The organism is Devosia ginsengisoli (genome assembly GCF_007859655.1).
Classification (GTDB): domain Bacteria; phylum Pseudomonadota; class Alphaproteobacteria; order Rhizobiales; family Devosiaceae; genus Devosia; species Devosia ginsengisoli.
In genome coordinates this window covers 2497671-2523802 of the sequence record NZ_CP042304.1, presented here as the reverse complement: position 1 = coordinate 2523802, position 26132 = coordinate 2497671, and the positions used below count along the sequence as shown (strand labels likewise).

Annotated in this window: 25 protein-coding genes and 1 pseudogene; 11 read left to right on the top strand and 15 right to left on the bottom strand. The window is 63.6% G+C overall.

The window, feature by feature from the left end; all coding sequences use genetic code 11:
• Positions 1-70 precede the first annotated feature (70 nt).
• From FPZ08_RS12365 to FPZ08_RS12350, 4 genes and pseudogenes are all read left to right on the top strand, one after another.
• Positions 71-994, top strand: a complete 924-nt coding sequence (locus FPZ08_RS12365) for an ABC transporter permease subunit (protein WP_056235791.1) — start codon at positions 71-73, stop codon at positions 992-994.
• Positions 994-1914 (top strand): ABC transporter permease, encoded by a 921-nt coding sequence (locus tag FPZ08_RS12360; protein ID WP_146290307.1) that lies wholly within the window; start codon positions 994-996, stop codon positions 1912-1914. The genes FPZ08_RS12365 and FPZ08_RS12360 overlap by 1 nt, the downstream gene beginning before the upstream one ends.
• Before the next feature lies 1 nt (position 1915).
• Positions 1916-2899 (top strand): ABC transporter ATP-binding protein, encoded by a 984-nt coding sequence (locus FPZ08_RS12355; RefSeq protein WP_146290306.1) that lies wholly within the window; start codon positions 1916-1918, stop codon positions 2897-2899.
• Positions 2899-3917 (top strand): annotated as a pseudogene (locus FPZ08_RS12350) (ABC transporter ATP-binding protein). Before FPZ08_RS12355 ends, FPZ08_RS12350 begins: the two are co-directional and overlap by 1 nt.
• 173 nt (positions 3918-4090) lie before the next feature.
• On the opposite strand, the gene FPZ08_RS12345 reads toward FPZ08_RS12350, so the two are convergent.
• Positions 4091-4603 (bottom strand): response regulator, encoded by a 513-nt coding sequence (locus FPZ08_RS12345; RefSeq protein ID WP_146290305.1) that lies wholly within the window; start codon positions 4601-4603, stop codon positions 4091-4093.
• Between the two features lie 201 nt (positions 4604-4804).
• Between FPZ08_RS12345 and ykgO the strand changes: the two genes are divergently transcribed.
• Positions 4805-4930, top strand: coding sequence for a type B 50S ribosomal protein L36 (gene ykgO / locus FPZ08_RS12340; protein WP_046105532.1), 126 nt, complete (start codon positions 4805-4807; stop codon positions 4928-4930).
• Between the two features lie 117 nt (positions 4931-5047).
• On the opposite strand, the gene FPZ08_RS12335 is transcribed toward ykgO, so the two are convergent.
• Positions 5048-5986, bottom strand: a complete 939-nt coding sequence (locus tag FPZ08_RS12335; RefSeq protein WP_146290304.1) for a quinone oxidoreductase family protein — start codon at positions 5984-5986, stop codon at positions 5048-5050.
• A gap of 60 nt (positions 5987-6046) precedes the next feature.
• On the opposite strand from FPZ08_RS12335, the gene FPZ08_RS12330 reads away from it, so the two are divergent.
• The 3 genes from FPZ08_RS12330 (at position 6047) to FPZ08_RS12320 (ending at position 7749) form a co-directional block, all read left to right on the top strand.
• Complete coding sequence (locus FPZ08_RS12330) at positions 6047-6523, top strand: MarR family winged helix-turn-helix transcriptional regulator (RefSeq protein ID WP_146290303.1); 477 nt, start codon at positions 6047-6049, stop codon at positions 6521-6523.
• 81 nt (positions 6524-6604) lie between these two features.
• Positions 6605-7006: an SRPBCC family protein gene (locus tag FPZ08_RS12325; RefSeq protein ID WP_146290302.1), complete on the top strand. Its 402-nt coding sequence runs from the start codon at positions 6605-6607 to the stop codon at positions 7004-7006.
• A 56-nt stretch (positions 7007-7062) separates the two neighbouring features.
• Positions 7063-7749, top strand: a complete 687-nt coding sequence (locus tag FPZ08_RS12320; RefSeq protein WP_146290301.1) for an outer membrane protein — start codon at positions 7063-7065, stop codon at positions 7747-7749.
• 63 nt (positions 7750-7812) lie between these two features.
• Here FPZ08_RS12320 and pyk read toward each other — a convergent pair whose 3' ends face one another.
• Together pyk and FPZ08_RS12310 are read right to left on the bottom strand one after the other, a co-directional pair.
• Positions 7813-9252, bottom strand: coding sequence for a pyruvate kinase (gene pyk / locus FPZ08_RS12315; protein ID WP_146290300.1), 1440 nt, complete (start codon positions 9250-9252; stop codon positions 7813-7815).
• Positions 9249-9818, bottom strand: a complete 570-nt coding sequence (locus tag FPZ08_RS12310) for a DUF1036 domain-containing protein (protein WP_146290299.1) — start codon at positions 9816-9818, stop codon at positions 9249-9251. Before FPZ08_RS12310 ends, pyk begins: the two co-directional genes overlap by 4 nt.
• Before the next feature lie 174 nt (positions 9819-9992).
• Here FPZ08_RS12310 and FPZ08_RS12305 point away from each other — a divergent pair, with 174 nt between their 5' ends.
• Positions 9993-10256 carry a DUF2312 domain-containing protein gene (locus FPZ08_RS12305; protein WP_146290298.1) on the top strand — a complete coding sequence of 88 codons (264 nt, stop codon included), beginning with the start codon at positions 9993-9995 and terminating at the stop codon, positions 10254-10256.
• Between the two features lie 158 nt (positions 10257-10414).
• Here the strand turns inward: FPZ08_RS12305 and FPZ08_RS12300 are convergent, their stop codons facing one another.
• On the bottom strand, positions 10415-11188 hold the full coding sequence (locus tag FPZ08_RS12300; protein ID WP_146290297.1) for a class II glutamine amidotransferase: 774 nt from the start codon (positions 11186-11188) through the stop codon (positions 10415-10417).
• A gap of 1 nt (position 11189) precedes the next feature.
• Positions 11190-11900 (bottom strand): aspartate/glutamate racemase family protein, encoded by a 711-nt coding sequence (locus FPZ08_RS12295; protein ID WP_146290296.1) that lies wholly within the window; start codon positions 11898-11900, stop codon positions 11190-11192.
• A 160-nt stretch (positions 11901-12060) separates the two neighbouring features.
• Here FPZ08_RS12295 and FPZ08_RS12290 point away from each other — a divergent pair, with 160 nt between their 5' ends.
• The gene (locus tag FPZ08_RS12290) at positions 12061-12525 is read left to right on the top strand and encodes an Lrp/AsnC family transcriptional regulator (RefSeq protein WP_146290295.1); all 465 of its coding nucleotides are present in this window, start codon (positions 12061-12063) and stop codon (positions 12523-12525) included.
• A 7-nt stretch (positions 12526-12532) separates the two neighbouring features.
• Complete coding sequence (locus tag FPZ08_RS12285) at positions 12533-12883, top strand: hypothetical protein (RefSeq protein WP_146290294.1); 351 nt, start codon at positions 12533-12535, stop codon at positions 12881-12883.
• Here the strand turns inward: FPZ08_RS12285 and dxs are convergent.
• The 9 genes from dxs to FPZ08_RS12240 all read right to left on the bottom strand — a co-directional run bounded on the left by dxs (position 12880) and on the right by FPZ08_RS12240 (position 26092).
• Positions 12880-14748: a 1-deoxy-D-xylulose-5-phosphate synthase gene (gene dxs / locus FPZ08_RS12280; RefSeq protein WP_246132906.1), complete on the bottom strand. Its 1869-nt coding sequence runs from the start codon at positions 14746-14748 to the stop codon at positions 12880-12882. The two genes, FPZ08_RS12285 and dxs, sit on opposite strands and share 4 nt — an antisense overlap.
• Before the next feature lie 597 nt (positions 14749-15345).
• The gene (locus tag FPZ08_RS12275; RefSeq protein ID WP_146290292.1) at positions 15346-16959 is read right to left on the bottom strand and encodes a peptidoglycan L,D-endopeptidase MepK; all 1614 of its coding nucleotides are present in this window, start codon (positions 16957-16959) and stop codon (positions 15346-15348) included.
• A 402-nt stretch (positions 16960-17361) separates the two neighbouring features.
• Complete coding sequence (locus tag FPZ08_RS12270; RefSeq protein WP_186766973.1) at positions 17362-19062, bottom strand: L,D-transpeptidase family protein; 1701 nt, start codon at positions 19060-19062, stop codon at positions 17362-17364.
• A 245-nt stretch (positions 19063-19307) separates the two neighbouring features.
• Entirely contained in the window at positions 19308-20819 is a 1512-nt protein-coding gene (locus FPZ08_RS12265; RefSeq protein WP_425457540.1) for a DUF5060 domain-containing protein, read from the bottom strand.
• 5 nt (positions 20820-20824) lie between these two features.
• Positions 20825-22423: a DUF5060 domain-containing protein gene (locus FPZ08_RS12260; RefSeq protein ID WP_146290289.1), complete on the bottom strand. Its 1599-nt coding sequence runs from the start codon at positions 22421-22423 to the stop codon at positions 20825-20827.
• Positions 22424-22450: 27 nt separating this feature from the next.
• Positions 22451-23275: an ABC transporter ATP-binding protein gene (locus FPZ08_RS12255; RefSeq protein WP_146290288.1), complete on the bottom strand. Its 825-nt coding sequence runs from the start codon at positions 23273-23275 to the stop codon at positions 22451-22453.
• A complete protein-coding gene (locus FPZ08_RS12250) occupies positions 23272-24180 on the bottom strand; it encodes an ABC transporter ATP-binding protein (protein WP_146290287.1) in 909 nt (302 codons plus the stop codon). The genes FPZ08_RS12255 and FPZ08_RS12250 overlap by 4 nt, the downstream gene beginning before the upstream one ends.
• Positions 24177-25094 (bottom strand): ABC transporter permease, encoded by a 918-nt coding sequence (locus FPZ08_RS12245; RefSeq protein ID WP_146290286.1) that lies wholly within the window; start codon positions 25092-25094, stop codon positions 24177-24179. Before FPZ08_RS12245 ends, FPZ08_RS12250 begins: the two co-directional genes overlap by 4 nt.
• Positions 25091-26092, bottom strand: a complete 1002-nt coding sequence (locus FPZ08_RS12240) for an ABC transporter permease (protein ID WP_146290285.1) — start codon at positions 26090-26092, stop codon at positions 25091-25093. Before FPZ08_RS12240 ends, FPZ08_RS12245 begins: the two co-directional genes overlap by 4 nt.
• Positions 26093-26132 lie beyond the last annotated feature (40 nt).

Genomic DNA, 26132 nt, shown 5'->3' with positions numbered 1-26132 from the left:
GCGGCGCCGTATTTTATCCACCTGACGGCGCGCGAGCGGCCGATGGCGTGGATGTGAAAGGTCCGAATCCATGTTTGGATATGTGACGCGGCGTGTGCTGTCGGCGATTCCGATAGCGCTGATTGCCGTTACTGCCTGTTTCTTCATTTTGCGGCTGGCGCCCGGCGGTCCCTTTGACGGTGAACGCGCGCTGCCTCCCGTGACGCTGGCCAACCTGCGGGCGCATTACAATCTCGACCTGCCGCTGATCCAGCAATATTTCATCTATGTCGGACGGCTGCTGCAGGGCGATTTCGGCCCCTCGATGGTCTATAACGACTTCACCGTGGCCGAGATGATCTGGATCGGCCTGCCCTTTACCCTGATGCTGGGCTTTTCCGCCTTCATCATCGGGACGGTTGTCGGCCTCGTCGCCGGCGCGCTCTCCGCCGTCAACCAGAACAAGTGGCCGGATTATATGCTGGTCTTCCTTGTCATGATCGGCCTGGTGGTGCCCAATTTCCTGATGGCTGCGCTGATGCAGCTGGTATTCGGCGTCTATCTCGACTGGTTCCCGGCCGGCGGCTGGCGGAACGGATCGATTGCCCATCTGGTGCTGCCGGTCACGGTGCTGGTGCTGCCCCATGCCGGGCGTACGGCGCGGCTGATGCGCGGCTCGATGATCGAAGTGCTGGGCACCAATTATGTGCGCACCGCCAAATCCAAGGGGCTCGGCCAGCGGCTGATCCTGGCGCGGCATGCCATCAAGCCGGCTCTGCTGCCTGTGGTGAGCTATCTCGGACCGGGTCTGAGCTACCTGCTCACCGGCTCGCTGGTGGTGGAACAGGTGTTCGCGCTGCCGGGCATCGGCAAGTATTTCATCGGCGCCGCGCTCAACCGTGACTATGGCCTCGTGCTGGGGACGACCATTCTGTACATGTTCATCATCCTGGCGGTGAACCTGCTGGTCGACATTCTCTATGCCTGGCTCGACCCGAAGGTGAGGTACCGCTGATGGCCGGCATTACTGGCAAGGACGCGGTGCTCACCGAGTATGCGCGCAAGCTCGAAACCATCGACGCCCCCAAGGGCCGCTCGCTGACCCAGGACGCCATGCGGCGCCTGGTGCGCAACAAGGCGGCGTTGGTCTCGATCTTCGTCGTGATCTTCATCGTGCTGTTCGCATTTGTCGGGCCGTATTTCCTGCCCTGGACCTATGACAAGATCGATTGGAGCGGCATCCGCAAGCCGCCCAATTTCGAGGCCGGCCACTTTGCCGGCACCGACCAGAATGGCCGCGACATGCTGGCTCGCATCATGCAGGGCACGCAGATGAGCCTGATCGTGGCTGGCGTCGCGACGCTGGTCTCGGTGTTCATCGGGGTGTGCTACGGGGCCATTGCCGGCTATTTCGGCGGCAAGGTCGACGCGGTTATGATGCGTTTCGTCGATATCATGTATGCGCTGCCCTATATCCTCTTCGTGATCATCCTGGTGGTGATCTTCGGGCGCAATCCGGTGCTGCTCTTCGTGGGTATCGGGTGCCTGGAATGGCTGACCATGGCGCGTATCGTGCGCGGGCAGACGCTCTCCATCAAAGAGCGCGAATTCGTCGAGGCGGCCAAGGCCGGCGGCGCCAAGCCCTGGACCATCATCTTCCGGCATATCGTGCCCAACCTGACGGGCCCCGTGGTGATCTATGCCACGCTGACCATTCCGGAAATCATTCTGACCGAGAGCTTCCTTTCCTATCTGGGCCTGGGCGTGCAGGAGCCGCAGACATCGCTCGGCACGCTGATCAGCTTCGGTTCGCCCGTGGCCGAGACGCTGCCCTGGATGCTGATCGGCCCCGCCGTGGTGCTGGTGAGCCTGTTGCTGTGCCTCACCTATATCGGCGACGGGTTGCGCGACGCTCTCGACCCCAAGGATCGCTGACATGAAAGAAGTCCTCAAAGTCGAAGACATGTCGGTCACGTTCGAACTGCACCAGAGCGAAGTGCATGCCGTGCGCGACATGAACTTTTCTCTCGCCGAGGGCGAGACGCTGGCCGTGGTGGGTGAATCGGGCTCGGGCAAGAGCCAGGCCTTCCTGGCCATTATGGGCCTGCTGGCCAAGAATGGCCGGGCCGGTGGCCGGGCCATGATGGGCGATATCAACCTGATCGGCATGCCGGCAGGGCAGCTGGACAAGCATCGCGGCAAGGATATCGCGATGATTTTCCAGGACCCGATGACGTCACTCAATCCGACGCTGAAAGTGCGGACGCAACTGGCCGAAGTGCTGGTCAAGCATCGCGACTTCGACAAGCAGAAGGCGACGAATGCGGCTATCGAGATGCTGGAGCGGGTGGGTATCCCCGAACCGGTGAAGCGCGCCAATGCCTATCCGCACGAACTTTCGGGCGGCATGCGGCAGCGCGTGATGATCGCCATGGCGCTATTGTGCCAGCCCAAGATCCTGATCGCGGACGAGCCGACCACGGCGCTCGACGTGACCGTGCAGGCGCAGATGCTCGACCTGTTCAAGACGCTGACCGAGGATTTCGGCACGTCGCTGGTGCTGATCACCCATGACCTCGGCGTCGTCGCTGGTGTGGCCGACCGCATGATGGTGATGTATGGCGGGCGCGCGGTGGAGAAGGGGACGGTCGACGACCTGTTCTACGATCCGCGCCATCCCTATACGCTGGGCCTGCTGCATTCGACGCCGCATATCGCCCATCGCGCGGCGCGGCTCGACCCGATCCAGGGACTGCCGCCGAGCCTGGAACATTTGCCCAAGGGCTGCTCGTTCAATCCGCGCTGCGCCTTTGCCTTCGATCGGTGCCTCGTCGAACGGCCGCCGCTGGCCGAGACCGGCAATGGCCGCGAAAAGGCCTGTTTCTATGAGGGCCCGATGACCTATGGAAAGGTCGCCTGATGGACCAGACCCCGATCAACCTGCTCGAGATCAAGGACCTCAAGAAGACGTTCTCGCTGACCGGCGGCCTGTTCAGCCGGCGGCTGACGCTGACGGCGCTCGAAAATATCAACTTCAACATCCGCCAGGGCGAAACGCTGGGCATTGTGGGGGAAAGCGGCTGTGGCAAGTCCACTTTGGGCCGCTGCATCCTGCAACTGCTCTCGCCCGACGAGGGACAGGTGCTGTGGCTGGGCCAGGACCTGACGCGGCTGCCGGCCGAGGAGATGCGGCAGCGCCGGGCGGACCTGCAGATCATCTTCCAGGACCCGCTGGCCTCGCTCAATCCGCGCATGACCGTGGGCGAGATCATCGCCGATCCGCTGCGGACCCTGCGACCGGAGCTGAACAAGGACGAGCGCCGCGCGCGCGTGCTCAAGATCATGGAAGCGGTGGGGCTGCTGCCCGAAATGATCAACCGCTACCCGCACGAATTCTCGGGCGGGCAGGCGCAGCGCATCGGCATTGCCAGGGCGCTGATCACCGAGCCCAAGCTGATCGTCTGCGACGAGCCGGTTTCGGCGCTGGACGTGTCGATCCAGGCGCAGATCCTGAACCTGCTGGCCGAGCTCAAGGATGAGTTCGGGCTGACACTGATCTTCATCTCGCACAATCTGAGCGTGGTGCGGCATGTGTCGGACCGCATCCTGGTGCTCTATCTGGGGCGGATCGTGGAGCTGGCGACGGGCGATAAAATCTACGAGGACCCCAAGCATCCCTATACGCGGGCGCTGCTGACGGCGGTGCCGATTCCCGACCCCAAGCTGGCGCGACAGCGCAATATCGACGCGCTCAAGGGGAAATCCCCTCGCCGATCAATCCGCCTTCGGGCTGCACGTTCCGCACACGCTGCCGCTTCGCCAAGCCCTTCTGCGCCGAAACGCGGCCGCCGCTGGAGACGATCGAGGATGGCCGGCTGGTGGCCTGCCACCGCTGGCGGGAGATCGAGGTGCCGGAAGAGGCGGTGCTGGGGGAATAGGATCCAAGGAAATGGAAAGGCCCGCTTTGGCGGGCCTTTTGTTTTTGGTGGGATACCCCCTCCTGGCCTCCCCCTGATAGGGGGAGGAATCCACTCGGTGGGTTTGGCTGGATCATGCCACAAGCTCGATCTGGTCCTCCCCCTATCAGGGGGAGGTTAGGAGGGGGTATCCGCTAACTTGCCTTGCCGGCTTCCCGCCGCTCGTTTTCGCCGATATCCACGGTGCGGCGGCGGCGGTCGGGGCCTTTGTATTGCTCGGCCTCGATGAAGGAGCGGGGATTGGTTTCGATGCTGGTGAGGCGGGCCAGCAGGTGGTTGGCGGCGAAGGGCTTGCGCAGGAATTCGGTGACGCCGGCATCGCGGGCCTCGGCGATGCGTTTGGCGTCGGGCAGGGCGCTCATCATGATGATGGGCACAAGGCGGTTCTGGCAATCGGTGCTGGCGCGGAGCTTGCGGGTAAAGGCCACGCCATCCATGCCGTCGAGGGCGTCATCGATGATGAGCACGTCGAAGACGCGGCGCTTGAGCTCGGTCATGGCCTTGTTGGCGTCATAGGCCTCGCGGATATCCTTGCGGCCCAGGCTGCGCAGCATGACGGCGACAAGCGCGGCCATGTTCTGGCTGTGATCGGCGATCAGGACGCCGCGCTTGGTGATTTCCTCATTGGCCATGCGGTTTCGCTTCATGGGCTATTTGACAGGGACTACAGTAGCTTAGCTTTCCCTACAGGGCGTTAATCGCCACGGCGTCACGCTGGCGTGGGAAAGCGGTGCGGGAGCGCAATTTCCCGGCCCCTTGCGCGTTGACAGGCCGGGGCAATTTCCATATGTATGCGCCAAGTTTCCGGGCGCGCAGGCGCCCATTTTGTTTGACTGAGGATACAAGAGATGAAGATCCGCAACTCGCTGAAGGCGCTGATGACTCGCCACCGCGCGAACAAGCTCGTCCGCCGTCGCGGCCGGGTTTACATCATCAACAAGGTGGACAAGCGCTTCAAGGCCCGCCAGGGCTGAGCGCAATCCAGCATCGAATTGATAAAAGCCCGCGCAAGCGGGCTTTTATTTTTCCGGCAGCTGGTTACCGGTATGCTGGCACCCTGATGCGCGGCAGCGCCTGAGCAGACCCTTGAGTCAGACGGTGAACACAATGCGCCTGCCGTCGTCCGGGGCATTCCAGGCCTGATCGAGCTGGGCCAGGGGCACGGACCTGGTCGCTATGGTGAAGCCAGCGGTGGCGGCGGCCTGCAGCAGTTCGGCCACCGAGGTGATGAGATTGTCCAGCGGAATGCCACCCAGCCCGCTGCCCATCAGCGTGATGGAGGATGAGCGAAGCACGGCGCTCGGCAGCGTTATGTCCGGTCCGCTGATCGAGCCGACCTGGACGAAGCGGATCGGCACGCCCTCGGCCCGGGCCGCCGCCATCAACAGGCGTTCCGCGCTCTGCCCCCACAGATAGTCGATGACCACATCCACGCCATGAGCGAATGCGGATTGAAAGCGCTGTTCCATGGCATCCTGGTCCTGGGTCAGCTGGATGGTTTCGTCGGCACCGAGCGATTGCAATGCCTCGGCATTGCGGGCGGTGGCAATGACCTTGCCGGCGCCGAGATGGCGGGCGATCTGCACGGCGAGGCGGCCGGACGTGCCGGTGGCGCCATTGATCAGCACGGTCTCGCCCGGTTTGAGTCCGGCGCGCAGCCGGAGGGCGGCCCAGGACGATACGCCGGGATTGGCAATGGCGGCTGCGAGGGCACCGTCCAGCGCGTCGGGAATTGCCACGCATTGGCCGGTGGGCACGACGGTAGCTTCAGCCATGCTGCCATAGGGCTGGCGCGAGCCAAAGAAGAGGACCCGGCGCCCGCTATCGAGCCGGCCCACGCCATCGACGCCCGCGATGAAGGGGTAGGCACCCGGGGCACTGTAGTGCTTGCCGGCGGCCCGACCCCTGACGACCGGACTAAGCGCGGCGGCGATGATTGTTACGCGTTCTTCACCCGCTTGCGCTTCGGGCGACGGAAAATCTCCATAGATCGGCGCCTGACCGGCGCCTGATACGATTGCGGCTTTCATCGCGGGGCTTTCTCTATGTGTCATTATGTGTAATATGCACATAATTAGAGGCATCAAAACATGTCAAGAGAAAGCGTGCAAAATACACATATCAAGAGTCAGTTACGGCAGTTGCACGGGGCTTTGCTCGATATTGTCAGCGTGATGAATCGGCCGCAGCGCGACGATGCACTTATCCATGCGGCCGGCATAAAGCTGGATCGGGCGCTGTTTCCGCTGCTGGTGGGCATCGGTCGCCTGGGTCCGGTGGGCGTCGTGGACCTGGCCGACAGGGTCGGGCGGGACTACACCACAGTCAGCCGGCAGATCGGCAAGCTCGAAATGCTGGGACTGGTGTTGCGGCAGGAAAGCGCCACAGACCGGCGCGTGAGGGAGGCCGTGATAAGCGCTCAGGGCCGGGCAATGCTCGATGCCCTCGATGCGGCGCGCGAGCGTATCGGCAGCGCCGTGTTCCAGAATTGGCTGGAAGAGGATATCGCCGAACTGGTTCGGCTGATGCGCAAATTTGCCGATACGCTGATGGCAGAGCCCGAATAGCCTGTTGGCGGATTCTTGCAGAAGGCCTTGATATTGCAGGATGATTGCGCAAATGTGCCGCCGCTGAGCGGGAGGTGCACTGTGCTCAAGGCACGTACATTGACGATCCAGATCGCTCGCCCGCCCGAGGACGTCTATAATTTCCTGGTCGATCCCGCCAACCTGGCGGGCTGGACACTGGTGCAGAATGGGCGTCCGGACCCGGCGGCCGGACCGAACAGCTGGGCCTTCGACGGGCCGCGCGACACGGTGGTGGTGCATTTCACCCCGGCAAATGATTTTTTCGTGCTGGACTATCGCATGCAGGTGGGGCCGCAGGTGATCCATGCGGCGCATGTGCGGGTGATCCGCAATGGCGCGGGGACCGTGCTGACCCATACATCGGTGCAGCAACCGCTGGTGTCGGATGCGATGTTTGCCTCGGAAGAGGAGTGGATGATGTCCGATCTGCTGGTGCTCAAAACATTGATGGAGCGATCGTAACGCTCCCTTAAGGATAACAAAGCTCTAATACTGACATTGCTTTGGTGGGGGCTCAGTTGAACAAGTTTATCCTGGCGGCTGCGGCGATGACCGCGTTGTCGGCGCCTGCAGTGGCAGCCGACCTGATTATTGACGATCCGGTTTACTACACCGATGCCGGCTTTGACTGGAGCGGCTTCTATGCCGGGCTGGCGGCCGGCTATGGCTCGGGCACGGCCCGCTCGGTGGGCGATGTTACCGGCACCACGACCGACACGCCGCTCAATGGGGGTCTGGTCGGGGTCACGCTGGGCGGCAATGTGCAATACGACTCGTTCGTCCTGGGCATTGAAGGCGACGTGCTGTGGTCGGGGATGGGTGGCACCACGGCCTGTACGGCTGTGCCGGCCTATGATTGCAATGCCTCGGTGGACTGGCTGGGAAGCCTGCGCGGCCGTGCGGGTGTGGCGATGGACAATGTGCTGCTGTTCGTGACGGGCGGTCTCGCCGCGGCGGGCGGCACGGGCACGATCACGCCGACCTTCCCCGGCACGACCAGCACGTTCAGCGACACCTTTGTCGGCTGGACCGCCGGCGCGGGCGTGGAAGTCGCGGTGACCGACTCTATGACGGTCAAGGCGGAATATAGCTATTCCAACCTCGGCAGCCGCACGGCGCCGTTGGGTACGCTGGGCACGATCCAGACCTTCACGGTCTCGCCCGCCGTTCATGCGGTCAAGGTGGGCCTGAACTTCCACTTCTGAGGCAAGTTCTCAAACAAAAAAAGCCCGGCAGCGCCGGGCTTTTTTACTGGTGGCCTGCCTGGCTCAGCTGGAGCCGGCGCCGTCCTGGCGGACGAAGGCGATGCGGAGCATGTTGGTGGCGCCTGGCGTGCCCAGGGGAATGCCGGCGGTGATGGCGATGCGGTCGCCGGGGCGAGCAAAGCCTTCCTGATAGGCGATGACACAGGCGCGATCGACCATGTCTTCGAGGCTGACGGCATCCTCGGTCTGTACGCAATGGACGCCCCAGACCACCGACATGCGGCGGATGGTGCGCATATTGGGCGAGAGCACGATGATGGGCTTGCTGGGCCGTTCGCGGGCAGCGCGGATGCCGGTGGAGCCCGAGGCGGTGTAGGTGACGATGGCGGCCAGATCGAGCGTTTCGGCAACCTGGCGCGTGGCGGCCGAAATGGCGTCGGCGGCTGTGGCTTCCGGCTCGGTCTGGGCGGCGCGGATAATGCCGCGATAATTGGCATCGCCCTCGACGGCCACGGCGACCTTGTTCATGGTCGCGACGGCTTCGACCGGATATTGGCCGGAGGCGGATTCGGCCGAGAGCATGATGGCGTCGGCGCCCTCGAAGACGGCGATGGAGACGTCGGAGACTTCGGCGCGGGTCGGCACTGGAGCCGAGATCATCGATTCCAGCATCTGGGTGGCGACCACTACCGGCTTGCCGTAGCGGCGGGCCATGCGGATCATGCGCTTCTGCAGGCCCGGTACGGTTTCGAGCGGCAGTTCGACGCCGAGATCGCCGCGGGCCACCATGATGGCGTCGCAGAGCTTGATGATTTCTTCGAGGCGATCGATGGCCTGCGGCTTTTCGATCTTGGCCATGACGCCGGCGCGACCCTGCACGATCTTGCGCACATCGATGATGTCTTCGGGGCGCTGCACGAAGCTCAGCGCGATCCAGTCGGCCTCGGCAGCGAGGCCGGCCAGCAGATCGGCATGGTCCTTTTCGGTCAGCGCGCCGGTTGGCAGCAGCGTATCGGGCAGGGACACGCCCTTCTTGTCGGAGAGCCGGCCGCCATAGATGACCTCGGTCTCGATGGCGCCATTGCCGACCTTGGTGGCCTTGAGGGCCAGCTTGCCGTCATCGAGCAGCAGGCGATCGCCGACCGAGACATTCTCGATGATTTCGGGATGGGGCAGGTAGACGCGTTCGGCCGTACCGGGGGCGTCGGCATTGCTGTCGAGGGTGAATTTCTGCCCGGCGACCAGATTGATGGCGCCATCGGCGAATTTCCACACGCGCAGCTTGGGACCCTGCAGGTCGACCAAGATGCCGAGGGGATGGTTGAGACGCTTTTCGACATTGCGGATGCGTTCGACAGTCTGCTTGAGCAGGTCGTGGCTGGCATGGCTCATATTGATGCGGAACACGTCCGCGCCGGCCTTGGCCAGTTCCTCGATCATCTTTTCTTCGTGGCTGGCGGGCCCGAGGGTGGCGATGATCTTCGCGCGTCGCATGCGTCTCATTGCGTGTCCGTTTCCTGCGTATCTATATCGTCCTGGGGGACATCGATCGTGACATCGTCGGGATCGACAAGGAATGTGGGGTCTTCGAGGTCTTCGCTGGCATCAGGCCCGACAACGGCAGGGCCATCGGCGCTCTCGGTGAGCTGCAGGGTCCAATCGGTGCGGTTCTGGGTATCGATTTCAAAGAAACCGGTGCGCTCATAACCGCGGGCGAGGCAATCCTCAACCCCGAATATTGTGAAGGTTTCGTCACGCGTGCACATGAAGACCGAGCCGTCCCAGGCCCCGCCGCCAATGTCGTCCACAGCGTAGATGTAATAAAAGCGCTTTTCCAGATCGCCCTGATAGAGGGTGCGGCAATCGCCGGGCGGGGTGGCCCACCAGCCTTCGCTCATCCAGCCACGCTCGGCGCGATAGCCGAGAGATACCGAAACCAGATTGCTGGTTTCGTTGCAGATGCGCAGATCGGCATGAGCAGGCGTGGCGAAAAAGGCGAGGCTTGCGAGCATCGCGCCGATCAGGGTCATGCCGAGACGGGGGATATGCAATCTGGTGCCAGCAAACATCGGAAAAACGTGCCTTCTTTGAGCCCATGGTGACGCATTGGTCAATGGCAAAAGGGGCGATTTGACGGAATTGCGGCCATGCAGCGGCGCAGCGATGTGGATTGGCGGACAAAGGGGTTGAACCATGCCTCCGGGTACGATTGAACGGGGCCAGCAAACTTAAAGGACTATGCCATGGCCGTCGAAGACAGCGTTGCCCAGGATCAGCTCAGGGCGTTCATCGAACGCATCGAGCGCATGGAAGAAGAAAAGGCCGCCATCGCTGCCGATATCAAGGAAATCTACGCCGAAGCCAAGGGCAACGGCTTCGACACCAAGATCCTGCGCAAGATCGTGACCATCCGCAAGCAGGATGCCAATGAGCGCATGGAGCAGGAAGCGCTGCTGGAGCTGTATATGAGCGCATTGGGCATGGTCGCCGCTCCTCCGGAGGATTGAGGTGATGCTCGCAGTGGTTCTGAAAGGCGGCGATACCCGCACCCACTGCGCGTCACCCTCGGGCTTGACCCGAGGGCACTTTACTTGCTGAGCGGGCGGTCAGTGTAGGGCCCTCGGGTCAAGCCCGAGGGTGACGGCCGGTGGAGTGGGAGTAGTGGCTAGGCAGCCACCACGAAATCGTTGAACGAAACTTCGCCGCGGCCGGCGGTCATGACGCTGCCCGGCGGGACCGGGTGCCAGGCATCGCCGGGGTCGCCGAAGGGTTCGGAGGCGATGGCGATGCCGGTGTCGAGCTGGCGCCAATAGAGCGAGGGCGGGTGGTCGTCGCTGGCCCAGCGGATGGCGATGAGGCTGTCGCCATCGGCCAGGATGGCGGTGAAGCGCAAGGCGCTGGCAATGGCATTGGCATGCATCATGCGGGTGCAGACGGCGAGCGTGCGGGCCAGGGCCGTAACCGGATCGGCATCGAGACCGTGGCCGAGGGCGGCGAGGAAAATGGCTTCGCTGTCGCCATTGCCGCGGCGGCGGGCATAGAGATCGTCGGGAATCATGGCTTCGACCGAGCGGCGAATGCGGTCATAGCCGCCGATCTGGCCATTATGCATGAAGAGATGCCGGCCGGCGGCGAAGGGGTGGCAATTGGCCATGGAGACTTCGCCTGACGTGGCCGAGCGGACATGGGCGAGGAACATGGGCGCCTCGACCTGATGGCAGAGCGAGGCGAGATTGGCATCGGACCAGGCGGGCAGGGTGCCGCGATAGACACCGGGCTCGGCACGGGCGCCATACCAGCCGACACCGCAGCCATCGCCATTGACCAAGGTCTTGGCCTCGCGGGCGGCGAGGGACTGGCTGACCAGCGAGGAAGCCGGCTCGATCAGCAATGTATCGAGAAAGACCGGCTCGCCTGTATAGGCCAGGAAGCGACACATTTCAGGCGGCGCGCTCCATGGTGTCGCTGAGGGCGAAGCGGACGGCCGCATCGGCGTGGATGGCGGTGGAATCGTAGCCGGGCAAAGGCAGGGCGTCGGGATCGACCAGCAGCGAGATTTCGGTGCAGCCGAGGATGACCGAGTCGATGCCCTGGCCGCGAGCCGCCTCGATGATGGCGAGGTAGCGGGCGCGGGAGGCGTCGCGGACCTGGCCCTGGCAGAGTTCGTTGAAAATGACGTCATGCACCACGCCGCGATCGTCGCAATCGGGGGTGACGACTTCCAGCCCGTGGCGGGCCATGCGTTCGGTGTAGAAGCCGTGTTCCATGGTGTAGCGGGTGGCCAGCAGCAGGGGCTTGCGGCGGCCGTCGACGCGCAGGGTCTTGGCGGTTTCGTCGATGATATCGATTAGCGGCACGCCGCTCATGGCGGCGACGGGGTCGGCGACCAGATGCATGGTATTGGTGCAGATGAGCACGCAGGCGGCGCCTGATCGGGCCAGGCCGGCGCCGGCTTCGCCGAGCAGTTTTCCTGCATCGTCCCAGCGACCGGCCTTCTGCAATTCGACGACATTGACGAAATCGAGCGAGCGCATGGCGATCTCGGCGGAGTGGAGACCGCCGCGCTGGCGCCGCACCGCCTCGTTGATGAGACGATAATAGGTGGCGGTGGATTCCCAGCTCATGCCGCCGATGAGGCCAATGGTCTTCATGGATATGCTCCCTGTGCTGAAATCCAGTGTGGAGCAGGTCGCGTGCAAGCGGCGTGCGAAATCGGAGGGCGGCGAGAATCTGTGTGCAATCTTACGGCGTGTTTTTGGATTGTTGTGCGTCCAGATTGCGCCATCATAAAAAATCGTGCAAAAATGGGTCATGCTTGACGAAAGAGACCGCAAAATTCTCGACCTGATGCAGGCCAATGCCGAAATGGCGGTGAACGATATTGCCGATGCGGTGGCTTTGTCGGCTTCGGCCTGTTCGCGGCGCATCGCGCGGTTGCGCGAAGAGGGCTATATCGCCCGCAGCGTGGCGGTGCTGGATCGGCGCAAGGTGGGGCTGCCGACCACGGTTTTCGTCATCGTGCGGACGGGCAAGCATGAGGCGGGGTGGCTGGACGAATTCCATGCCGCGGTGAGCACGATCCCCGAAATTGTCGAGGTGCACCGGCTGACCGGGAATTTTGATTATATCATCAAGCTCGTGCTGCCCAATGTGGAGCATTACGACGTGATCTATCGCCAACTGGTGCGGCGGGTCGAGCTGTTCGACATGTCGGCCTATATCTCGATGGAGACGGTAAAGCTGGCGACGGGCGTGCCGACGAAATATGCGGAGTAGTGGAACGATGTCGAAGACCTATCTTGCCGTTTCCTACCTGATCGGGCTGGCCTTTCTGGCGGGCATGGGCTGGCTCGCCTGGGATTGGCACTGGGCGATCAAGCTGCCGCTGCTGGCCTATCTCACGCTGGCGACGATGGTCTTTCCGCTCGCGCGCCTGCCGGCGGATGCGGTCGTGCATTCCGCAGCGCTCTGGTCGCCGGTGGAAATCTATGGGGTGATCGTCTGGCTGGTGCTGGCAGTGTTTTACTTCGTGGTCTGGGCGCTGGCTGTGCTGTTTGCCCCGATCGGGGCCATCATGCGTTTCGCCGCCAGGAAGGCCCAGGCGGCCAATGCTCCAACTGGTGAGCAGCTTTAGCTGATAGCGCTGAGCGCCTTGGCCATGGCGGCTTCGTCATAGCCGAGGGTGGTCAGGGCGGTGGCGACGATGCCTGACCGGTCGAGGCCGGCATCGGCATACATGTCGGCCTGGCTGGCATGTTCGACGAAGCGATCGGGGATCATCAGCGGGCGGAAGCGCAGCTTGCCGTCCAGCATTCCATTGCTGGCCAGGAAGGTGGCGACATGGCTGCCGAAGCCGCCGATGGCGCCTTCTTCTGTGGTCAGCAGCACGTCATGCGTGGTGGCCAGCTTGGCGATCAGTTCCTCGTCGAGGGGTTTCAAAAAGCGGGCATCAGCGACGGTGGGGTTGAGGCCCAGGGCTGCCAGCTTGTCGGCGGCGGCGAGGACTTCGCCCAGGCGCGTGCCGTAGGAGAGGATGGCGATGGTGGCGCCCTGACGGACCACGCGGCCCTTGCCGATGGCGAGCTTTTCGCCGCGGGCGGGCATGTCGACGCCCATGCCGTCGCCGCGCGGATAGCGGAAGGCGATGGGGCCGTTGTCATAGGCGGCAGCGGTGGCCACCATGTGGCGCAGCTCGGCCTCGTCAGCCGCGGCCATCTGCACGATGCCGGGAATGGCGCCGAGATAGGCGGCGTCGTAATTGCCGGCATGGGTGGGGCCGTCGGCGCCGACATAGCCGGCGCGATCGATGGCGAAGCGCACCGGCAGGTGCTGGATGGCCACGTCATGCACGACCTGGTCATAGGCGCGCTGCAGGAAGGTGGAATAGATGGCGCAGAAGGGGCGCATGCCCTCGCTGGCCATGCCCGCCGCGAAGGTCACGGCATGCTGTTCGGCAATGCCGACATCAAAGATGCGGCTGGGGTGGATTTCGGCGAATTTGTCGAGGCCAGTGCCCGAGGGCATGGCGGCGGTCACCGCGACGATGCGCGGATCGTCGTTGGCTTCCTGGATCAGCGTTTCGGCGAAGACGGACGTGTAGGACGGCGCGTTGGAGGCGGGCTTGGCCTGGGCGCCGGTAATGACGTTGAACTTGGACACGCCATGATATTTGTCGGCCGAGTGTTCGGCGGGGCCATAGCCCTTGCCCTTCTGGGTGACCAGATGGACCAGGATCGGGCCCTCGGCGGCGTCGCGGACGTTTTCGAGGATGGGGACCAGGTTTTCCAGGTCGTGCCCGTCGACCGGGCCGACATAGTAGAAGCCCAGCTCCTCGAACAGCGTGCCGCCGGTGAAGAACGAGCGCGCGAATTCCTCGGTCTTTCTTGCCGGTTCATGCAGGAAAGACGGGAGCTTGCTCACGACAGTCTTGGCCGCTTCTCGCGTGCCGCGATAGACCGGTCCGGAAACGAGGCGGGCGAGATAGGTGCGCAGCGCGCCGGTGGGCGGAGCGATGGACATGTCATTGTCGTTGAGTACGACGATGAGGCGGGCATCCATGGCGCCGGCATTGTTCATGGCTTCGTAGGCCATGCCGGCCGACATGGCGCCATCGCCGATGACGGCGACGACATTGCGGGGCTTGTCCTGCAACTGGCTGGCGACGGCCATGCCGAGGCCGGCGGAAATCGAGGTGGAGGAATGGCCGGCGCCGAAGGGATCGTATTCGCTTTCGGCGCGGCGGGTGAAACCGGAAAGGCCGTCCTTCTGGCGCAGGGTGCGGATGCGGTCGCGGCGGCCGGTCAGGATCTTGTGCGGGTAGGCCTGGTGGCCGACATCCCAGATGATGCGATCGTGCGGGGTGTCGAAGACAGAGTGGAGGGCAACGGTCAGTTCCACCACGCCAAGGCCGGCGCCCAGATGACCGCCGGTGACCGAGACCGCGTCGATCATCTCCGCGCGCAGCTCGTCAGCCAGTTGCCGCAGGTTTTCGCGCGGCATGGCGCGCAGGTCGGCAGGCGACTGGACGGTATCGAGCAGGGGCGTGGAGGGCTTGTCGGCCAAGCGGGCGGTCCTTTGCCAAAACGGCGGGAGCGGGAGTCGCTCCATTTCTTTTACTGTCGCGCTTCCGAACCGGAAAACCGCTAACGCACTTTTCCTGGAAGCGCTTCTATCAATTCTTTAGGCCGCAGGCCTGTGGTTTGCAACAAGACCACCTGCGCCAAACTGCGGCAGGGGCGTGCTAGAGGCGCAAGAGGACTGAATTGAGGCGGGGTGTCTGGTGCTTGTTACTCGGATCGGTGCGAGGGACTCCACCCCACCCTCATTCCCTCCCCATCAAGGGGAGGGAGGCGCATGGGCGATGACAGTGGTCCAATATAGCCTCGTGCACGGGACAGGCTTCCCTCCCCCTTGTGGGGAGGGGAGTGAGGGTGGGGGGTGTCGAGGCCGTCCCGATTTCGGTGCCAGGATGAGGCCCCGACACCCCCTCCCCAGCTTTGCCAAGGCCCTATGGGCCAGGCGGCGCTACCCTCCCCTCAAAGGGGAGGGTGGGCAGGAGCTGCGGATATCGCATTGAGGTGGGGGCGCCAGATTGGCCTAGTTTGAGGCCAAGGCTACCGGGCGGGCGGTGACGAAGCGGGTGTGGGACAGGCCGGTGGGAAAATCGCCGACGCCCATGACGGTGACGTAGCGGCCCATTTCGGCGGTGGGGTCGAAATCGGCTTCGTCGTGGTCCCAGATGACGGCGAAGTGGGACGAGGTCATCGCTGCGGGGGTGATGAAGACTTCGGCAATATGCTCGAGATCGGGGGCGATCAGGTCGGGTTTGCGCATGGCGCCCGGCTCGGGGAGCTTGGCGATATGCTCGGCCAAAGCGGCGGCGACGGGCTCATTCTGCTGGGCGGCGCCGAAGGTGCCGCTGAACAGGCCGACCAGGTCACCGCCGAGCGAGGCGGTGCGCAGGCCGGTGGCCGCGGTGAGCGGGGGCAGGATGGCCGGGCGCGCGGCGGGCGCCTGTGGCGTGACGACGGCGGTGGTTTCGCGCTGGATGATCATTTCGAGCGCGCGCTGGGCCTCGGGGTCCGGCGCGGTCGCCGGCAGATAGGCGGTCATGGTTGCCGGCTGGTCGGTCATGATGAGGCGCGGCTGCGGCACCGGGGCGGTCAGGGCAGCCAGCGCGGTGACGGCGTCGCCGGCGGGCAGGGCGCCGGCGGTTGCCAGCTGCAGGGCCTGGGACTTCGCCATCGGCAGGGGCGCGATTTCGGCGGTGGCCAGTTCGGATGGATCGAGCGGGGCACTGCCCACGGTCGAGAAGGGAATGGCGCCCATGGCCGGGGCAGCCGCGACATCGACCGAGGCGGCGGCGCCGCCCAGCGAGGCGGGCCGCAGGGCCGGGACGGGCGCGACATGCGGCGTGGCGGATTGCGGCGCGACGGCGGCGACCTGCACCGGGGCAGGCGCGGCGGCGCTGGCGGCAGGCTGATTGTCATTGCCGCCGAAGAACAGGTCCATCAGCGTGCGGCCGCTGCCGCCGCTTTCGGCAACCTGGGTGCCGGACGAGGAACTGCCATTGCAAGGATAGGCGTGGCACTTCTTCCACTCGGCCAGGGCGACCTGATAGCCCTCCTGCGACAGCGGCTTGCCATCGGTAGGGACGTGCATGGTCTTGCCGTCGGGGAAGATGTCCTTGAGCTGGGCGCGGGTCATGCGCGGCCAGGCGCGGACGGAACCGGTATCGAGGTGAACGAAGGGGCTGCCCGAGGTGGGGTAATAGCCGACGCCGCCGACCTGCTTTTTCATGGCAGTGGCGCGCAGGCGGGCCAGGGGCACGCCGGGAATGAAGAAATCCATCGCGGTGCCGCGCATATGCTGGGAATTGTCGGCGACGCCAGACGAATTGGCGGCCAGCATGGCATTGGTGGCGGGCGAGCGGTAGGCGGAGACGATGTTGATCGGCTGGGAGGCGCCCACTTCCTGGTAGACTTCCCAGATCAGGTCGAACAGGCGCGGGTCCATCTTGGTGGGCTCATTGCGGCGCCAGTCGCGCAGGAACTGGTTGAGCTCGTTGAGGCCCGACTGCACATATTGCCCATTGCGCTTGAAGACGATGCGCGCCGTCTCCTTGGTATGGGTGTAATAGAGATAGAGGGCGCGCTCGGAGGCGGCTGCGGCCGGCACGATGGCCTGCGGCAGGATAACGGTGATGCTCATAAGGGCGGCTGCAAGAAGCCGCACGATATGGTGCCGTATCAAAAGGTAAGTCCCCGTCACGCCAAACTCTGCCCGGTAATTGCCAGTTGTCGTCGGACGTTAGCGCGAAAATTCGTCGAATTGATTAACGCTAACAAGATCACAACCACATTGAGCTGGACCCCTCACGCATATGTTATTACGAGCAAAAGCGGGCGCAACCAAGGCGAAATTGTAAACGGGGTGTTAAGGGGTAGGCGGTTGCAGTCGTTACCCTCCCGTTGAGGATTCAGGGTGGGGGGCCGCAGGCATTGTAGTCCGGCGTGGCGCCGACACCCCCTCCCTAGCTCTGCTACGGCCCTTTGGGCCGAGCGGCGCTACCCTCCCCTCAAGGGGGAGGGTGGGGCTGGTGGATGGACAACTTCAGGGGGACAGTTCGTCCACGACGGGTTCGGCGTCGGCGATGATTTCGCGGGCGAGGTCGGGCTTGTCGAGGCCCATGGCGGCTATCAGCTTGGCGTTGTGGCCATAGACGTCGCCGAAGGAGCGCAGGGAGCCGTCGGCTTCGACGCGGATGGTGAAATAGGCGATGTGCACCGGAATCTGGTGTTCCGGATTTACCCAGCGCTCGGAGGGGCCGAACATGGCTTCGAGCGAGGCGCGCGAGATATTGGCCTCGTTGGCCATCAGCGCATCGGCAAATTCCATCGGGTTCTGCACGCGCACGCAGCCATGGCTATAGGCGCGGAAGGAGCGGGCGAACAGCGACTTGGACGGCGTATCGTGGAGATAGACGTCGTGCTTGTTGGGGAAGAGGAACTTGATCTGCCCCAGCGCATTGCCCGGACCGGGGCGCTGGCGCACGCGGAAGGGGAAATTACTGGTGGAGACTTGGGTCCAGTCGACCTGCCAGGGGCTGACCGGCGTGCCGTTATAGAGCAGGTCCATGTTCTGGTTGTCGATATAGCCCGGATTGCGCAGCACGGCGGGTGCGACTTCGCCCTTGATGATGGACGAGGGCACGTTCCAATAGGGGTTCACCACGATGTGGCGGATATTGTCCGAGAAGATCGGGGTCTGGTTCTTGGTGGTGCCGACAACGACGCGGGTCGTGTATTCCTCGCGTCCGTCGCGGTTGATAGCCAGGCGGAATTCGGGGACGTTGACCATGACGTTGAACTGGCCGAGGTCGCGCGGCATCCAGCGCCAGCGCTCCATATTGGCCAGGATATCGGCACGGGTGACCGGGATGCCGCCATTGAGTGCGGCGAGGGTAGCCGGGCCCATGACGCCGTCGACATCGAGATCGAGCGTCGCCTGGAAGGCCTTGAGCGCATCGACGAGAGCATCGTCATAGACGAGGCCGTCGGCGGGCGGCAGGTCGAGGCGGGCGCGCAGCAGCGGCACGCGCGGATCGCTCATGCCGGGGCGCAAGGTGGGGCCTTCGGCAATGGGCGTCGGCCGCTCGAGGCTGGTATCGTCGAAAGTGGCGAGGGCGGCCTTGAGGGCCAGGAATTCGGGATGGGTGGGCTCGAGCGCGGTCAGCACGGCAACCGGATCGGCGCTGGTGGCGAGTTGCACCAGGAGGGCGGCGGTGTCGAGCGGCTTGGGCGTTATATCGAGATTTGCGCTGACCGATTGCGGCTTGATGCGGCCATTATAGATATGGTCGGCATAGCGCAGGGCAGCGCCGGAAAAGGCGGTTTCGAGCGCGGCCATCTTGATCGGGTCGCCCTTGGCGCCGGCCGGGTTGAGATCTGATGTCAGGTAGTCGGAGGGGCGCAGGCCCTCGCTGGCGGCATTTTCGAAGAGCTTGAGAATCTTGCGAGCGGGTTCGGAAAAGACCACCTCGCCCTTGGCGGCCTCATCGAGCCAGATGGGCTCGAAATGGCGGCTGCCATAGAAGAAATAGAGTTTCTGGGCTTCGTTATAGGCGGTGCTGTCGCGCGAGGCGCTGTAATAGACGGCGCCGAGGCCCGACTTGATGGTCTGGGCCAGGGGCGTCTGGGGTGGGGCGATGATGACCGGGCCGGCGGCAAGACCGGCGACATCCTGCGCCAAAGCGGGCAATGCGCTACCAGCACCGGCAAGGGCGGCGACGAGGCAGACCAGGAACTTGTTCATCGGAACTCCATGCACGGCAACGCTGCAGCGGCCTCTCCACCACGTCATTGCACCAGACTCGGCGGGCCGCACCGCACCAAAAATCAATACTCTGCAAACCTTAACGGGAGCAATCGCTCGCAAAGTTGTGAGCAGAATTTGTGGTGCGCCTGCAACGGCTGTGCGGCCCGACCGGGCCGTGCCGATGTGCAACAAACGTCACGTGTTGGGCTGCGCCGGCGTCACCGCTGGCTACGCGGCGTGGTTCAGTTGCCGGCTGGCCGGATGCGGATGGCGAGGTTCGGTTTGCCGGGCAGTTCCACCGCAAAGGCGGCATCCGGTTTGCGCGGTCGAACATGCGTCCCGTGGCGAGTCGGGTGGTTTTCCGGTGCGGGTACGATCCTGGCCGGGGTGACCGTCATGTTCCAGGTGTCGATCAGGTCGACCGCATAGTTTCGGTCGTCCTGCGGCAGGCCGGCGGCCCAGATGACGGGCTGGTGCTCGCCCAAATAGATGATGGTGGTGTCGCCGTCGCGGGCGCCCGAAATGCGATTCCAGGGAAAGCCCATTTTCGGATCGATGGGATCGAAGCCGTTGGTGACGCTCTCCTCCATCACGTCGCGCAGGAAGCCGATGCGCTGCCATGCCTCGCCATGCAATTCGCCGCCCTTGGCCCACCAGATCAGGTCCTGAGGATGGCTGAAGGTTTCGCCATGGCCGGCATAGCCGCCGCGCATGGCCGTGGTCCAGAAGCGGTGCACCAGTTCCCCGGCCGAGATATTGCCCCAGCTCTGGATGATGTTGCCCTCATATTCCGGCTCGTCATTGACCACGGGCTTGCCATAGGCGGCGCGCCATTCGCCCGTGCGCTTCACGTCCCAGTTCTGGATGCAGACATGGGTGACCCAGGCCTTGCGGTGATCGTAATTGGCCTCGGGATCGCCATTGTGGATCGAGCGCAGGTGACCATAGGGGTCGTTTTCCTCGATGATGTGGAAGTAGCGGTCCCATTGGTGCATCGGCTTGGTGTCGAGGAGGAAATCGTATTCGTTGGCGAGGGACCACCACACGTTGTGATAGGCGGCCAGGCGCGCCGTCAGGTAGGCGAAATAGCGGTAGTCCTGCGCTTCGCTCATGCCGCTATAGCCCCAGCGGTCATAAGGATGCAGCATGATGATGTCGGCCTGGATGCCCATGTCGCCGAGCGCCTTCACCTGGTTTTCGAAGTGGCGGAAGCTCTCGGGATTGGGCCGGTCGAAATCGAGATTGCCGCTGGCATCGCGCTGGTAGACGTCGTGCAGTGCCTCGTTGACATTGTAGGGATAGTCCTTGGGGAAGACGCCCATGCGCAGCTTGTTGAAGCGCGTCCAGGCCAGGGTTGCGAGGGTCTTCTGCTGCTCGGTTAGCGGCTGGTGTGTCCAGGCGTAGCAGGTAGTGCCGAAGGACAGGAATGGCGTGCCGTCGGCATGGGCGAAATGGAAGCGATTGGCGACCTGTACCGGGCCATGATTGCCCGGTCGCGGCGCAGTGACTGTGACGCTGCCGGCCTGGCCGTCGAGTTCGGCGGCCCCCGATTTCGTGACGAAGCTCCACGCCCCGGCATTGTCGGGCATGAAGCGGACCTTGTAGACGCCTTCTCCATCGTAGAAGCCGGGTACGCGCACGCTGCGGCCATGCTGTCGAAACGTGGCTTCAAGCTGCACGTCGCGGAACGGATTGCCGTCGGCTGGTCCGTTGAAGCTGGCCTCGAACATATCCCATTGGGCAATAGTGGTCATGATCGTCATCCGTCGATGCGCTTGAACAGCAGCGCCTGATAAGGCTTGGGGGCGAAATGCAGCAGGTCGCCACGCTGCACGCCGTCGGCAATGGCGGTCTCGGTCATGTGCCAGGTGTCGATCAGGGTTGCCGAATAGCGCTCGCCGGGCGGGACGGCGACGGCGAATTCGCTGGGCGTGTTCTCGCCGAGATAGGTCAGGTAGTAGCGATGCGGCTGACCTGCCGTGGCGAACCAGGCCTGGACCCGCGGCCAGTCTTCCTCGCCCACCGGCGGGATGAAGAGTTGCTGCAGCACGACATTGTCGAGCCCGCCGCTCAACTGGATGCGATAGGCACCGGTCGACTTGACCGGGTCGAGCCCCTCGTCCGGCCCTTCCTCGAGAATGCGTTTGAGGAAGGCGATGCGCGCGACGCTCTCGCCGGTCAGCTTGCCGCCCTTGGCCCACCAGATGGTGTCACTATCATTGCCGTAGGTTTCGCCATGGGTGACATAGCCGCCATTGACCGTGCCGTCCCAGAAGCGGCGCACCATTTTCTGCGCGGAGATATTGCCCCAGAGCTCGGCAATGTCGCCCTCGTAACAGCATTCGTCGATCGACACCGGCTTGCCGTATTTTTCGCGCCACAGCGCCGAATTGGCCGCGGCCGAGCGCTGGATGCTCGCATGGGTGATGCGCGGATGGTTGTGATCGTAAAAGGCGAAGCAGTTATGGACGCCCAGCAGGTGCCCATAGGGATCGCTGTCCGACACGATGTGAATGAAGCGGTCCCAATCGGCCAGCGTCTTGCTCGGCATGAGGTCGTATTCGTTGGCCATCGACCACCAGACGTTGGGCAAAGCCGCCAGCCGCGCGACCAGGTATCTGAGATAGCGATCGTCCTGGGCCGGCGACATCTTCGAAAAGCCCCAGCGGTCATAGGGGTGGAAGATGATCAGGTCCGCCTCGACGCCGATTTCGGCCAATTGATTGATGCGCTTTTCGAGATGGCGGAAATAGGCCGGCTCGAAACGTTCGAGATCGAATTGCCAGCCCGCACCGCTGCCGGCAAAGCTGCCGGTCCACTTGCTTTCGCCCTGTTTCATCAGCGGGAAGGGATAGTGATCGGGCTCGTTCTCGTTGTAGCGGTAGTGCTTGGGGAAGACGCACATGCGGATCTTGGTGAAGGGCGCCTCGGCCAGGGTCGCCAGGGTCTCTTCCTCCAGCGCGTCGCCCTGCAGGTTCCATACATAGGCGGTGGTGCCGATATTGATGTAGCGGGTGCCGTCGGCGTGGCGGAAATGGTGGCGGTTGGAGACGCGGACCGGACCATGATGGCCGGGCCTGGCGGGGCCGACATCGAGCGAACCGCTCGCGCCATCCAGCGCCGGGCTGTTGCTCGACGTCTGATAGGTCCAGGTTCCCGTCGTATCGGGCAGGAAGCGCAGCTTGTAGGTGCCGTCCCCGTCATAGAAGCCATCGACCCGAACTTGGCGGTCGCCCTGCTGGAAGATTGCGCGCAGTTCGACATCCTGGAACGGATTGCCCTCCGAAGGGCCGGCAAGGGTGAGCTCATAGGTGGCCCACAGCGACGCGGCGCTGTCGGCAATGGCGGAACTGGTCATTTGCTATCCCGTCTTCAAGGAAATTGGTCAGGCGGCGGCCGGCGCGCGGGGGCGCCAGCGGGAGCCTATGGTGGGAATGGAATCGAGCAGCAGGCGCGTATAGGCGTGCTGGGGGTCGGACATTACCTGGCGCGCCGGGCCGAATTCGACCACCTGCCCCTTGTTCATCACGGCCACGAAATCGCTGATGTAATAGGCCGTGGCAAGGTCATGGGTGATGTAGAGGAAGCTGCGGCCCTGCTCGTCGCGCAGGCGCTTGAACAGGTTGATGATGATCATGCGCCGGGACGCATCGATCATGCTGACCGGCTCGTCGGCGACGATGAGCCGGGGTTGCGGGATGAGCGCCCGCGCGACTGAAATGCGCTGCAACTCGCCCCCCGAGAACTGGCCGCTATATTTGCCGCGGACCTCGACAGCGTCGAGGCCCACGCTGTGCAGCGCTTCGGCTACGGCCGCCTCCGCCTGGCTTTCGTCCATGCCGGCAACGCGTCGCGCCGTTTCGTGGAGATAGGCATCGACGGGTCGATAGCGGCTGAAGGCCTCGAACGGATTCTGGAAGATGGGCTGCACCAGGCCGAGGAATTCCCGCCTTGAGGGCGTCGCGCCTTTGCCGGCCACGACGCTGTCATAGACGATGGCCCGGCCGGAGGTCGGGGTTTCCAGGCGCAGCAGCGTCTTGGCCAGGGTGGTCTTGCCGCTGCCGGACTCGCCGACGACGGCGATCACCACGGGCTTGTCACTCTCGACCGTGATGTTGACCTCGTTGAGGGCATGAATCTGGCGGGCACGGACCAGCCCGCCCTGACGGTAGACCTTGTTGAGCCCTTCGGTCTTGAGGATGATCGTCATGCCGAGACTCCCGCTTCCTCGGCGCGCGCCGCAAAGTGGCCTGGCTTGACCTCGATCAGGTCCGGCGTCACCCCGTAGGCGCGGTCGCCACCGGCTCCGGCGGCGCTGGCCAGGACGCCGCGCATGCTGTCGTCGCCAATGGTGGGCAGGGAGTCGATCAGCATCCGGGTATAGGGGTGCTGCGGGTCGGCGAAGACACTGTCGGTGTCGCCATATTCGACGACGCGACCGGCATACATGATCAGCATCTTGTGGGTGACCTGATAGTGCACGCCCATGTCGTGCGAGACCACGAGGATGGTATTGCCCATCTGCTCCTGCAGTTCCATCAGCAGCATCAGGATTTCCTTCTGCACCACCACGTCGAGCGCCGTGGTGGGCTCGTCGGCGATGATCAGTTCGGGTTGGAAGAAGGTGGCGAGCGCGATCATCACGCGCTGGCGCATGCCACCCGAGAGCTGATGGGGATAGGAATCGAGCGCTTCGGGCGGCAGGCCCAGCTTGCCGATATAGTCGCGGGCCCGTTCCAGCACGCGCTTCTTGTTGCTGTCGGCGCCGGGGAAGTCGATGAACTGGTCGCGAATGCGGATGACCGGATTGAGCGAGTTCATCGAGCTCTGCGGAATATAGGACATGGACTTGAACCATTCCCGCCGCACATTCGCAGTCGTCACCGGCTGGCCGTCGCTCCCCTTGAGGCCATAGTCGATCGAGCCGCGCGACAGGTACATCGGCGACTGGATGTCGCCATAGATGGCCTTCATCAGGGTCGATTTGCCGGACCCTGACTCGCCGGCAATGCCCACGACGCAGCGGTCCGGAATAGTCAGGTTCACGCCGTCCACCGCGTCGATGACCCGGTTGCCGATGCGATAGCTGATCTTGAGGTCGTTGAGGCGGATCATGACACACCACGCTTGCTGGCAAAGGCCTGGTTGAAGCCGGTGGAGGTCAGGAACAGGCCAAGGAACAGGGTCACGGTGGCGACGATCGGCGCCACGATCCAGGGATATTGCCCGGTGAACAGCGCGTTGTAGCTCAGCGCCCAGAAGATGATCGAACCGAGCGTCGGAACCTCCACCTTGGACAGGCCGATCACCGCCAGCGTGGCCTCGGTATTGATGGCAAAGAGCACCGTGTTGATGAAGCCAACCAGAATATAGGCCGACACATAGGGCAAGATTTCCCGGGTCAGGACATTGAAGGTATTGGCGCCCGAAAAGCGGGCCATGTTGATGAATTCGCGCTCGCGCAGCGAGAGCGCCATGGACCGCACCGTGCGGGCGTCCCAGGCCCAGCCGAAGATGATGATGATCACCCCGACCGTGAAGAAGCTGGTATTGCCGCGAATAAGCGCGCCCAGGATGATGAGGATGGGCAGCAGCGGGATGGTGATGAACGTATCCACGATCAGCATGACCAGCCGTTCGAAGGTGCCGCCGATATAGCCGGCGCTGAGGCCGACAATGGTGGCGATGATGGTCACGCCCACGGCCACGAGGATGCCGAGCATCAGCGAATTGCGCACGGAAAACACCAGGAACCAGAAGATGTCCTGGCCCAGGGCATTGGTGCCGAGCCAGTGGATGCCCGACATCGGCAGGTTGCGCATATAGGTCGCCTGAACCGACGGGTCGGCTGGCGCGAAGAGCGGCAGGATGAAGCTGCCGAGCCCCATGACGACAAGGATGACAAGGCCCACGGCGAGGCGGCCGTTGAGGAGCCAGAGCAGCCCCGATTTCTGCGGTCCGGGCTTGCCGGCAACGGGTGGCGCAACGACCAGCGCAACCGGATCGGCATTGTTGGCGTCGATACTCATTTGCTGCGGATCCGGGGATCGAGGAGAGGATAGATGAGGTCGATGACGAGGCCCGCCGTGGCGACAGCCAGGATGGAGAGCGTGATCGCGCCATAGAGGACGTTGTAGTCGCCACCCGTCGCCGCGGTGCGCATGATCAGCCCGATGCCGGGATAGGAGAAGATGATCTCGGTCAGCAGCGCGCCGTTGAAGATCATGCCCAGCGACAGGGCCAGAGCGGTCACCTGCGGCAGTAGCGCGTTGCGGAACACGTAGCGCGTCATGCGCGTCCAGTTCGACGCGCCCTTGAGCCGCGCATAGGTGACATAGGGCTCCTCAGTGGTCGCCACCGCCAGCGCCTTCATCGACAGGATGTTCCAGCCAAAGCCAGCCAGCACCAGCGTGATGGCGGGGAGCAGTGAATTGTAGACGATCATGCCCATCTTGGCGGGCGTCAGCTCTCCGACCGGGAAGGTGGGCGAGAGCGGGAAGATCGGGAAAATGTAGGCCAGCACCAGCAGCACGGTAACGGCGAGGATGTAATAGGGGATCGGGTAGAGCAGGATGCCGACGAATTCGAGGATCGAGGCGGCTTTCTTCTTGTGGAAGTAGCCGGCGACCAGGCCCACCATATTGCCCAGCAGCCAGGCGATGACCGTGGCGGTGAGCAGCAGGCCCAGCGTCCAGGGCAGCGCCGTGGTGATCATGGTCGAGACTTCGGCGGGATAGTAGGTGAAGGACGGCCCGAAATCGAAGTCGATGACGACGCGCTTGAGATAGGAAACATACTGGGTGAACAGGTCGCCCTTGAGGCCGTAGAGCACTTCGAGATTGGCGCGCATCTCGGCAATGGCCTCGGGCGTCAGCGTGCCATTGGCGCGGCTCTGGATCTGCCCGATATAGCCATCGACCGGGTTGATCGGCATGAGGCGGGGCAGCATGAAAGTGATGGTGAGGCCGATAAACAGCACCGCCAGATAAAGGCCGATGCGTTTGGCCACGAAGCCCAGGACACCCATAGGTCAAACCTCAAGGAGAAAAAGTGACGAGGCAGCCCGG